The sequence below is a fragment of the Novosphingobium sp. AAP93 genome, from assembly GCF_001296055.1.
Classification (GTDB): Bacteria; Pseudomonadota; Alphaproteobacteria; order Sphingomonadales; family Sphingomonadaceae; genus Novosphingobium.
Map to the genome: position 1 here is coordinate 1 of NZ_LJHZ01000056.1, position 10,522 is coordinate 10,522.

The window sequence follows — 10,522 nt, forward strand, 5'->3', positions numbered from 1 at the left end:
GGGGGGGGGGGGGGGGGGGGACGCGCCTCTCCGGTGAGCGCGGCGCACCCCCACCCAGCCTCCCCCGACCGGGGGAGGGGCCTGTTGTGCGATCCCCCAAACGCAAAAGGCCGGCCCAAACGGACCGGCCCCTTGGCTAGGCTCTGGCTGGAAATCAGCCCTCGACGTGCTCGGCGAGGACCGTGAGACCCTTCTCGCTCACTTCGGCAAAGCCGCCGGTGATGCGGATGTCCTCGGGCGCGGCACCATTGGTGCGGTAGACCCGAAGGGCGCCGTCCTGGATCGTCGACATGAACGGCGCGTGGCCTTCCAGCACGCCGAAGTTGCCTTCGGAGCCGGGGACTTCGACCATGAAGACCTCTTCCGAGCGGACGAGGCGGGCCGGGGTTACGAGTTCGAAGTGGAGCGACATGTCGGGTTCCTAAGGCCCCCTCCCGCCGGGCGGGAGAGGGCAAAGCAAAATCAGGCGTCTTCAGCCAGCTTCTTGGCCTTGGCGATCACGTCGTCGATGCCGCCGACCATGTAGAATGCGCTTTCCGGCAGGTGGTCGTACTCGCCGTCGACCACCGCCTTGAACGAGCGGACGGTGTCTTCGACCTGCACGAACTTGCCCGAGATGCCGGTGAACACTTCGGCGACGTGGAAGGGCTGCGACAGGAAGCGCTGGATCTTGCGCGCGCGGGCCACGATCAGCTTATCTTCTTCCGAAAGCTCGTCCATGCCGAGAATGGCGATGATGTCCTGCAGCGACTTGTACTTCTGCAGGGTTTCCTGGACGCGGCGGGCGGTCTCGTAGTGCTCCTGGCCGACGACGGCCGGGGTGAGAACGCGGCTGGTCGAGTCGAGCGGGTCCACCGCCGGATAGATGCCGAGTTCCGAAATCGCGCGGTTCAGCGTGGTCGTCGCGTCCAAGTGGGCGAACGAGGCAGCCGGCGCCGGGTCGGTAAGGTCGTCCGCGGGCACGTAGATCGCCTGCACCGAGGTGATCGAACCCTTGGTGGTCGAGGTGATGCGCTCCTGCAGCGCGCCCATGTCGGTCGCGAGGGTCGGCTGGTAGCCCACCGCCGAAGGAATACGGCCGAGCAGCGCCGATACTTCCGAACCCGCCTGCGTGAAGCGGAAGATGTTGTCGACGAAGAACAGCACGTCCTGGCCTTCTTCATCGCGGAAGTATTCGGCCATGGTCAGGCCCGAGAGCGCGACGCGGGCGCGGGCGCCCGGCGGCTCGTTCATCTGGCCGAACACGAGCGCCACCTTCGACCCTTCCGGGGTCGGGTTGCCGTCGGCGTCCTTGGCGATAACGCCGGCGTCGAGGAATTCGTGGTAGAGGTCGTTGCCCTCGCGGGTGCGTTCACCGACTCCCGCGAACACCGAAACGCCGCCGTGGCCCTTGGCGATGTTGTTGATCAGTTCCTGGATGAGCACGGTCTTGCCGACGCCCGCGCCGCCGAACAGGCCGATCTTGCCGCCGCGCGCATAGGGCGCGAGCAGGTCGATCACCTTGATGCCGGTGACGAGAATGGCCGCTTCGGTCGACTGGTCGATGAACTCGGGGGCCTTGGCGTGGATCGGTGCCGACTTCTCGGCATTGACCGGGCCGCGCTCGTCAATCGGCTCGCCGATCACGTTGAGGATGCGACCCAGCGTCATCGGGCCGACCGGCACCGAGATCTGCGCGCCGGTGTTGGTTACCGGCTGGCCGCGGGTCAGGCCGTCGGTCGAGTCCATCGCGATCGTGCGCACGGTGTTCTCGCCGAGGTGCTGGGCAACTTCGAGCACAAGGCGGTTGCCGTTGTTGTCGGTTTCGAGCGCGGTGAGAATCGCCGGCAGTTCGCCGGGGAAGGTCACGTCGACGACGGCGCCGATGACCTGGCTGATCTTGCCAGTGGTGGTCTGGTTGAGGACGGCTGCGGTGGCCATTGTTTGTTCCTTGCCTTCTCTGACTTTCCTGCTCCCCCGCGAAGGCGGGGGTCTCAGGCCTGAGGTCCCCGCCTTCGCGGGGACGCGGATGGGACTTTACAGCGCTTCCGCGCCAGCGATGATTTCGATGAGTTCGGTCGTGATCGCGGCCTGACGGCTGCGGTTGTACTGGATGGTCAGCTTCTGGATCAGCTCGCCCGCGTTGCGCGTCGCGTTGTCCATTGCGGTCATCGAAGCGCCTTGCTCGGATGCTTCGCGCTCGAGCAGCGCACCGAAGACCTGCGTGGTGACATAGCGCGGCAGCAGCGCTTCGAGGATTTCCTCCTCGCCGGGTTCGTACTCGACGACCGCATCGCCGCCCGCCGTCACGACTGGCGCGGGAACGGGGATCAGCTGCTGCGTCACGGGTTCCTGCGTCAGCGCGTTCTTGAACACGGGCGAGACCAGATGGGCGACGTCGAACTTGCCGCCCTCGAACATGGCGATGAGCTCGTGCGCGATGGCGCTGGCTTCGTCGAAGCCGGGCGTGCGCACGAGGCTGGTGTCATATCCGGCGGCTGCGGCAGCCGGAAAGTCACGCCGGATCGGGGCACGGCCCTTCTTGCCGACGAGGTAGAAGCTCACGGTCTTGCCGGCGGCTTCGAGCGCGCGTGCCTGGGCGCGGGCTTCCTTGACGATGTTCGAGTTGAGACCGCCGCAGAGGCCCTTGTCGGTGTTGACGACAACGAGGAGGTGGCGCTGGTCCGAACCGGTGCCGCGCATCAGTAGCGGGGCGCTGTCCTGACCGGCGACCTTGCCGGCAAGGCTCGCCATCACCGCAGCGAGGCGGCTGGCATAGGGGCGCGCGGCTTCCGCCGCCGTCTGCGCCTTGCGCAGCTTGGCCGCCGCGACCATCTGCTTGGCCTTCGTGATCTTCTGGGTCGACTTGACCGAGTTGATCCGGCCCTTGAGTTCCTTCAGCGAAGCCACTCTAGTTCCCTTCCTCGTTCGTCATTCCCGCGCAGGCGGGAATCCAGTTCGGCGCTTGCCTTTGGTGCTCTGGATCCCCGCCTTCGCGGGGATGACGAAGTGGATTACCGTTACGTTGTTTACGCGAACTGCTTGCCGAACGCGTCGAGCGCGGCCTTCAGCTTGCCCTTGGCCTCGTCGCCCAGATCCTTGGTGTCGCGGATCAGCTTCAGCAGGTCGGCATGGCTGGAGTGCAGATAGCTCAGCAGCTCGGCCTCATATTCGCCCACGCGGTTCACCGGAATACCGTCGAGGTAGCCGTTGGTGCCCGCGAAGATCACGCAGGTCTGCTCTTCGAAGCCCAGCGGCGAGAACTGCGGCTGCTTGAGCAGCTCGGTCAGGCGCGCACCGCGGTTTAGGAGCTTCTGGGTCGAGGCGTCGAGGTCCGAACCGAACTGCGCGAAGGCCGCCATTTCGCGGTACTGCGCAAGCTCCAGCTTGATCGAGCCGGCGACCTTCTTCATCGCCTTGGTCTGCGCCGAGGAGCCCACGCGGCTCACCGAGAGACCGACGTTGATGGCCGGACGGATGCCCTGGTAGAACAGGCCGGTTTCAAGGAAGATCTGGCCGTCGGTGATCGAGATCACGTTGGTCGGGATGTAGGCCGAAACGTCGCCCGCCTGCGTCTCGATGATCGGCAGCGCGGTCAGCGAGCCGTTGCCGTTCTCGTCGTTCATCTTCGCGGCGCGCTCGAGCAGGCGGCTGTGGAGATAGAACACGTCGCCCGGGTAGGCTTCGCGGCCCGGCGGACGGCGCAGCAGCAGCGACATCTGGCGGTAGGCGACGGCCTGCTTCGAAAGGTCGTCGTAGACGATCACGGCGTGCATGCCGTTGTCGCGGAAGAACTCGCCCATCGTCGCACCGGTGTAGGGCGCAAGGTACTGCAGCGGCGCGGGCTCCGAAGCGGTCGCGGCGATGACGATGGAGTATTCCATCGCGCCGTTCTCTTCGAGCTGGCGCACGATCTGCGCCACGGTCGAGCGCTTCTGGCCGACGGCGACGTAGATGCAGTAGAGCTTCTTGCTCTCGTCATCACCCGCGTTGACGGCCTTCTGGTTGATGAAGGTGTCGATCGCGACGGCGGTCTTGCCGGTCTGGCGGTCACCGATGATCAGTTCGCGCTGGCCGCGGCCGACGGGAACGAGCGCGTCGATAGCCTTGAGGCCGGTCTGCACGGGCTCATGCACCGACTTGCGCGGGATGATGCCGGGCGCCTTGACTTCGACGCGGGTGCGGACGGCGTCCACGATCGGGCCCTTGCCGTCGATCGGGTTGCCCAGCGCATCGACCACGCGGCCGAGCAGGCCCTTGCCGACGGGAACGTCCACGATGGTGCCGGTGCGCTTGACCTGGTCGCCTTCCTTGATCTCGGCGTCCGAGCCGAAGATCACGACGCCGACGTTGTCGGCTTCGAGGTTGAGAGCCATGCCCTTCACCCCGTTCGAGAACTCGACCATCTCGCCGGCCTGGACCTGGTCGAGGCCGTAGATGCGGGCGATACCGTCACCGACCGACAGCACGGAGCCGACTTCCGAGACCTGGGCCTCGGTGCCGAAGCTGGCGATCTGGTCCTTGATGACCTTCGAGATTTCAGCGGCGCGGATTTCCATTTTCAGCCTTTCATGAAGCCTGTTGGCTTAGCCCTGAGTCCTTAGCCCTTCATGGCCTGGGCAAGCGAATTGAGACGAGTACGGATCGAGCCGTCGATCATGCGGCTGCCGATCTGGACGACGAGGCCGCCCAGAATAGCCGGATCGACATGGGCCTTGACCGTGACGGAGCGGCCCTCGCGGGCCTTGAGCTTTTCGGCCAGCTGCGCGAGCTGCGCTTCATCGAGCGGGTGCGCGGTGGTCACTTCGGCGGTCACTTCGCCGCGCGCGGCAGCGGCAATCGCGGTGAACGCGCGCACCACATCGGGCAGCGAGGCGAGGCGGCGGTTGGCCGCGAGCACGCCGAGGAAGTTGCGAGTGAGGCCCGAGACCTTGAGATAATCGGCGACCGCATCGATCGTCTTCGCGGCGACATCGCGCGAAACTTCGGGGTTCTTGAGCAGCGCAGCCAGATCGGCCGATTCGCGCACTGCGGCACCAAGGGTATCGAGGTCGGTCTCGACCGCCGTCACAACCCCCTGTTCGCCCGCCAGATCATAGAGCGCGGCCGCGTACCGTCCCGCCAAGCTGGCCGTAATCCCGCCGGAAATCTCCACGCGCCTTGGTCCCCTTCATCCAGGATGGATCGCAAATGGTGTTTGCATGGGCCATGGTGCCGTGCACAAAACACAGCGGCCCGCAATGGGGGCGCGCCTAGCAACCAAGTCCCGGCCTGACAAGATACCAGATGCCGATTCCATGGGGCATTGGGGCGGCGGGGGTGAAATCCCCCAAAATCACTGCCGCATCAGGGTGCCGGACGGCAGTTGTAGCGCAGTCGCTCGTTGGGTTCCGGGGGGAGCAGCGCGCGGATGCTGCCCTGCGCTTCGCCGAGCGCGCGGGCCGTCGCATCGTCTGCCCCGCAGGCCGGGGCCTTGAGCCTGGTGCGCGCCTCGCGCAGCGCGGTCATCGCATCGAGGCCCATCAGATAGCGCTCGACGGTATACTCGCGGCGGTCGGGATCGAAGCGCGTGATCGAGACCGTCGCTTCGCCCTGCGGCACCAGCACGCGGCTCCAGCCGTCGCCGGCGAGGCCGTACTGGGTCTTGCCGTTGACGCAGCCGCCCGGCGCCCATGTCAGCGGGACATCGGTCACATCGGAGACGGTCACCCGGCTGCGCTGCGGATCGAGCACGCAGACCAGCTTTTGCGGAGCTTCCGGCGCTGCGCTGCTGGCATCGGGCGCGGGGGCGGCCTCGTTCTTCGCCTTGGCTTCGGCAATGATGTCCTTCGCGCGTTCGTCGATCAGGCTCAGCGGCGGCCGCAGCAGCCATGTGCCCACCGCCGCCACCAAGAGCAGCCCCGCCGCGCCGCCCGCGATCTTGAGCTGGCGCTGCTTGCCGCGCTGGTAGAACACGAATGCCGCCGCCCCCGCCGCGAGCGAAGCCAGCAGCAGCACGGCAGCAATGGCAAGGCCGTTGTCCCGCTCGGACAGGATCTGCAGTTCGGCATCGTGCTGCGCCTTCGCGGCAAACTCCGCCTGCGCCGCCTTGCGTGCCTCCGCCTCCGCTGCCAGCCGCGCCTGATCTTCCGCCCCGCGCGCCGCGTCCGCCCGGTCGAGATCGGCGAGCGACGTGCAGGGCGTGCCGCTGACATGCGGGGTTACGCCCGCGCCCTGCAGGAAGGCCGAAAGCTCGCGCATCGAGATCGCGAAGTAGAATGCCGAATCGGTGGTGTTCTCGCTCACCGTGCCGAAGCTGTTGACGCCGAGCACCCGCCCGCAGGCATCGAGCAGCGGCCCACCCGAATTGCCCGCCCCGATCGGCGCGGTGTGCAGGATCGTGTCATATTCGCGGCTGGAGCGACCCGCCGAGATATAGCCGCGCGATTTCACCGCCGCTTGCGGGCTGACGAGGTCGGCCATCGAAAGCCCCTCGGCCATGTCGACATTGCCGGGATAGCCTGCCGCATAGACTTCCTGGCTGTCTGCCGGTGCGCCGGAATAGAGCGTCAGCGCGGCAAGCGACGTGCCGGGTTTGAGCTTGAGCAAGGCGAGATCGCGCTGCGGCGAATAGGCGGCAATCGATGCGGCAAAACCGCCGCGCCCTTCGGACGGCACGACGCCCGCCACGATCCCGTCGCTGTCGCGCAAGTCTTCCACGACATGCGCGTTGGTCACCACGAGATCGGGCGCGATGGCAAAGCCGGTGCCGTGGCTGACGAGCTGCGCCGCGCCACCATCATAGCGGATCAGCACGACCCGCACGACACCCCGGCTGGCGGCGGCGATATCGGCCGGGTCAGCCGTGACCGCAGCGGGCAGCGCGGCGATCAGGAATGCGGCAAGAAGGGCGAGCAGGCGGCGGAGAGTAGGCATCGACGCCGGTTCTTGCCGGGAATCGATTGGACCGCAAGCGGCGGGAAGCGTAGTCACGCCACTGCCGCTATCGCCGCCATACACCGCAGCAGGAGCAGAGGCATGAAGCAGACCGATCCCACCCCATCCGCCTGGACCGACGGCGGCCGCGGCACGGTGATCCACTGGGGCGTGGCACAAACCTCGCTCGGCCCGATGCTCGTCGCCGCGAGCGCCAAGGGCGTCGTGCGGCTTTCATTCGGTGAAGACCCCGCTGTCCTCGCCGAGCGCTTCCCGAATGCCGAACTGGTGCAAGGTGGTGCCTCGTTCGCTGCACTGCTCGCCGAAATCATCAAGGCCGCCGAAGCCCCCGGCGAGACGGACTTCGACCACATTCCCGTCGACGTCTCCGGCACACCCTTCCAGCAAAGCGTGTGGCAGGCGCTGCGCCGCATTCCCAAGGGCGAGACGCGCACGTACGCCCAGCTCGCCGCCGAAGTCGGCCGCCCCGGCGCGGTGCGGGCAGCAGGCTCGGCCAACGGCGCCAACCACGTCTCGCTGCTGATCCCCTGCCACCGCGTGATCCGCACCGACGGCAGCCTCGGCGGCTATGCCTGGGGCCTCGACATCAAGGCCAAGCTGCTCCAGCGCGAGGGCGCGCTGCTCCTTCTATAGCCCTCTCCCCTTGAGGGGAGAGGGCGCGCGTGAGGAGACTACCCTTTTAGCCGAGCGATTAAATCGCCTTCCCATCGGGGGCGGGGGTGATGTACCTTCCGGTGGAATCAGAAACACCGGGAGATAGCCAATGACCACCGTCACCCTCGAGCCGGGCATGCCGCAAACCATCGGCGAGGCCTTCGCCCACATCGGCACCGTCACCGCGCCGACCGTGACGGACATCAAGGTCATGTGCCTCGTCGAAGCCGCCAGCAAGGAACTCTACCGCGCGACCGCCGCCAATGCCGAAAACCCGGCGGTGGCAGACCTGCTGCGCACCAATGGCGACGAGGAATTCCTCCACGCCCGCCGCGCTGCCGCTGTGCTCAAGGTACTGACGGGGACTGACTTCACGCCTCCCGAAGCCGACGCCAACCCCTATCTCGCCGGCGGCGCGTTCCCCATTGGCGAACTGACGCCCGAAGCGTTGCGCAAGCTTGCCCAGACTGAGTTCGACGGCGAAACGCTCTACGAAGGCTGGGCCGCCAGCATCGGCAACGATGAAGCCGCCGCCCTCCTGCGCGCCAACGGCAAGGAGGAAACCGACCACGGCAACCGCCTGCTGCAGGCGGCGGCGCTGCTGGAGGGGTAGGGGAGAGGGGAGCTCACCCCAGCGCGCGATAGCGGAAGTCCCGGAACCGCCCCGCCCCGTCACCCGCTGCAAACAGCGCCGGGCGCAGGCTGAGGAGGTTGTCGACCGTATTCGCGTTATAGCCGGAAACCTCGCTGCGCACCCCGTGGCGCGTCCATGCCTTGCCGTCCGTGCTGTAGTGGAAGGTCGCGATCTGGTCTTCGCAGGCGATCCGCAGCCACATCCGCCGCGCGGGCGGTGCGGGTTCGGGCCAGTAGGAGGCCTTCCCGCCGCGGTAGCTGGTCATGCGCTGACCATCGATGCCCATGCCGAGGAACAGGCGGTCGTCGAAGAACAGCAACAGGCCGCCGGTCGCTGCGCCGTCCAGTTCGACCTCGACGGTGATCTCGTAGGCACGGTCGCCCACTTGCTGGGTCAGCACGGTGCCGTCCGCCGGGCCTTTGCCCTTGGCGTCCAGCGCCAGCGCACCGCCGCCCGCGTGGACCCGCTTCGCCTCACCGGGCACGCTGCCATAGAGGTTCCACAAGGTGCCCAGACGGTCGCTGGTGAAGTCGTCCGAATGCGGCATGCCGTGCGGCACGCCTTGCGCCAACGGCTTGAGGAGGGGCTTCGACAGATCGCCGCCTCTGGCCCGGAACCAGCCGTCCGCCGTCCATTCGATCGGCTCGAGCAAGGTCTGCCGCCCGAGTGTGAGATAGCCGTTCTCGAAGCCGTGATAGACCATGTACCACTGCCCGCCCGGCCCTTCGACGCAGGTCGCATGCCCGCGTGACCACCACATCTCGCCGCGCGACTGCGTGCGCTGGACCGGATTGTGCGGGTAATGCTCCCACGGTCCGTTGATGGATCGGGAGCGGGCGGCGACGATCATGTGCCCCGTCGGCGGGCCGCTCGTGCCGCCGACCGCGTTGACGAGGTAGAAGTACGCGCCCCGGCGGAACAGCTTGGGCCCTTCCGGCGAGTACGCCTCGGTGATCCAGTCATCGGGATAGCGCCAGGCCTCGTAGACCGTCTCGACCGGCCCTGCGGTGGCGAGCCCGTCCGGCGTCAGCCGCACCCGCTTGCCGTCGTTGAAAAAGAGATAGCGCTGGCCATCCTCACCCACCACGTGGCCCGGATCGATCAGGCCGCCGATCCTGAGGTCGATCGGATCGCTCCACGGCCCTTCCATCGACGGCGCGTGGATCACGTAGATATTGGCAAAGCTCGAGAGGCCTTCGGACCAAGGCGCCTTCATGAACGGGATGTAGATGAAATAGCGCCCATCGTGCTTGGCGATATCGACGGCGAACACCGTGCCCAGCGGGCGGGGGAGCGCAGGGCCCAGCGGCCGCCAGTTCACCAGATCGCGCGAATGCCAGATGAGCAGCCCCGGCGCGGAATCGAACGACGAATGGGTCATGTAGTAATCGTCGCCGTCCTTCAGCACGGACGGATCGGGATAGTCCCCAGAGAGGATCGGATTGAGATAAGTCCCATTGCTCAGATCGGCGCGGCGCTGCCCCTCGATCCCGCGCGCCCATTGCGGCGGGGCCGCGCATGTCGGGGTGAGCGGCCCGGCCTTTGCGGGGACCGGCGCGAACCCGCTGCCACTCGCAACCGCGCCGGCCAGTCCCAGCTTCATGATGCTTCTGCGCGATTCCATCCCGGCTATCCTCTTATTAGAATGCGGGTTCTATATTCAGCGAGCGAAACGCTGGCAACCGATGACAAAATGGAGAATACCTTTCGTTGAGGAGGGACGTCATGCGTGTCGAAACCTGAGCAGGCTGGCCTGTTCGAAACGCTCGCCGCGCTGGTTGCGGCGGATGGACTTCCTGCCAGCTACCGCAAAACCATCGATCAGCATTGGCGCCCGCTTGCGGTCTATATCGCGGCGCGCGCGGCCGTGGCGGGTGGTCCGCTGATCGTCGGCGTCAGCGGCTCGCAGGGCAGCGGCAAGTCCACGCTGTGCCGCATGCTCGAAGCGCTGCTCCAGCGGGAACACGGACTGCATGCCGCGACGCTTTCGCTCGACGATCTCTACCTCACGCGCCGCGAACGGATGGACCTTGCGCGCGAAGTCCATCCGCTGTTTGCCACGCGCGGCGTACCGGGGACACACGATCCTGCGCTCGGCCTTTCGCTGTTCGATCGTGTGCGCGCCGGGCAGGCAGGCCTCAAGCTGCCGCGCTTTGACAAGGCCATCGACGACCGCGCGCCGGTGCGAGAATGGCCCACCCTGACCGCGCCGGTCGATGTTCTCCTGTTTGAAGGCTGGTGCGTGGCCGCGCGCCCGCAATCGGAAGACATGCTTGGCCCGCCGATCAACTGGCTCGAAGCCGAGGAGGATACGGCGGG

8 protein-coding genes and 2 pseudogenes are annotated in these 10,522 nt (G+C 66.8%); 3 read left to right on the top strand and 7 right to left on the bottom strand.

The window, feature by feature from the left end:
• Positions 1-154 precede the first annotated feature (154 nt).
• The 6 genes from IP83_RS09465 to IP83_RS09490 all read right to left on the bottom strand — a co-directional run bounded on the left by IP83_RS09465 (position 155) and on the right by IP83_RS09490 (position 6,894).
• Complete coding sequence (locus tag IP83_RS09465) at positions 155-412, bottom strand: ATP synthase F1 subunit epsilon (protein ID WP_054121972.1); 258 nt, start codon at positions 410-412, stop codon at positions 155-157.
• Positions 413-462: 50 nt separating this feature from the next.
• Positions 463-1,920, bottom strand: coding sequence for a F0F1 ATP synthase subunit beta (atpD, locus tag IP83_RS09470; protein WP_054121973.1), 1,458 nt, complete (start codon positions 1,918-1,920; stop codon positions 463-465).
• Positions 1,921-2,016: 96 nt separating this feature from the next.
• A complete protein-coding gene (locus IP83_RS09475; RefSeq protein ID WP_054121974.1) occupies positions 2,017-2,889 on the bottom strand; it encodes a F0F1 ATP synthase subunit gamma in 873 nt (290 codons plus the stop codon).
• 119 nt (positions 2,890-3,008) lie between these two features.
• Complete coding sequence (gene atpA / locus IP83_RS09480) at positions 3,009-4,538, bottom strand: F0F1 ATP synthase subunit alpha (RefSeq protein WP_054121975.1); 1,530 nt, start codon at positions 4,536-4,538, stop codon at positions 3,009-3,011.
• A 41-nt stretch (positions 4,539-4,579) separates the two neighbouring features.
• The gene (locus IP83_RS09485; protein ID WP_054121976.1) at positions 4,580-5,134 is read right to left on the bottom strand and encodes a F0F1 ATP synthase subunit delta; all 555 of its coding nucleotides are present in this window, start codon (positions 5,132-5,134) and stop codon (positions 4,580-4,582) included.
• Positions 5,135-5,325: 191 nt separating this feature from the next.
• Positions 5,326-6,894 (bottom strand): serine protease, encoded by a 1,569-nt coding sequence (locus IP83_RS09490; protein WP_054121977.1) that lies wholly within the window; start codon positions 6,892-6,894, stop codon positions 5,326-5,328.
• A gap of 120 nt (positions 6,895-7,014) precedes the next feature.
• On the opposite strand from IP83_RS09490, the pseudogene IP83_RS09495 reads away from it, so the two are divergent.
• Positions 7,015-7,548: pseudogene (locus IP83_RS09495) on the top strand (methylated-DNA--[protein]-cysteine S-methyltransferase); the annotation flags it as partial.
• 130 nt (positions 7,549-7,678) lie between these two features.
• Positions 7,679-8,182 carry a ferritin family protein gene (locus tag IP83_RS09500; RefSeq protein WP_054121979.1) on the top strand — a complete coding sequence of 168 codons (504 nt, stop codon included), beginning with the start codon at positions 7,679-7,681 and terminating at the stop codon, positions 8,180-8,182.
• Between the two features lie 13 nt (positions 8,183-8,195).
• Here the strand turns inward: IP83_RS09500 and IP83_RS09505 are convergent, their stop codons facing one another.
• On the bottom strand, positions 8,196-9,827 hold the full coding sequence (locus IP83_RS09505) for a family 43 glycosylhydrolase (protein ID WP_054121980.1): 1,632 nt from the start codon (positions 9,825-9,827) through the stop codon (positions 8,196-8,198).
• Positions 9,828-9,932: 105 nt separating this feature from the next.
• On the opposite strand from IP83_RS09505, the pseudogene IP83_RS09510 reads away from it, so the two are divergent.
• Positions 9,933-10,522: pseudogene (locus IP83_RS09510) on the top strand (kinase); the annotation flags it as partial.

Bases quoted from the DNA above. Each gene is read 5' to 3' on its own strand.
- IP83_RS09465 (WP_054121972.1), bottom strand. From the start codon at position 412: ATGTCGCTCCACTTCGAACTCGTAACCCCGGCCCGCCTCGTCCGCTCG.
- atpD (WP_054121973.1), bottom strand. From the start codon at position 1,920: ATGGCCACCGCAGCCGTCCTCAACCAGACCACCACTGGCAAGATCAGC.
- atpA (WP_054121975.1), bottom strand. From the start codon at position 4,538: ATGGAAATCCGCGCCGCTGAAATCTCGAAGGTCATCAAGGACCAGATC.
- IP83_RS09490 (WP_054121977.1), bottom strand. From the start codon at position 6,894: ATGCCTACTCTCCGCCGCCTGCTCGCCCTTCTTGCCGCATTCCTGATC.
- IP83_RS09500 (WP_054121979.1), top strand. From the start codon at position 7,679: ATGACCACCGTCACCCTCGAGCCGGGCATGCCGCAAACCATCGGCGAG.
- IP83_RS09505 (WP_054121980.1), bottom strand. From the start codon at position 9,827: ATGGAATCGCGCAGAAGCATCATGAAGCTGGGACTGGCCGGCGCGGTT.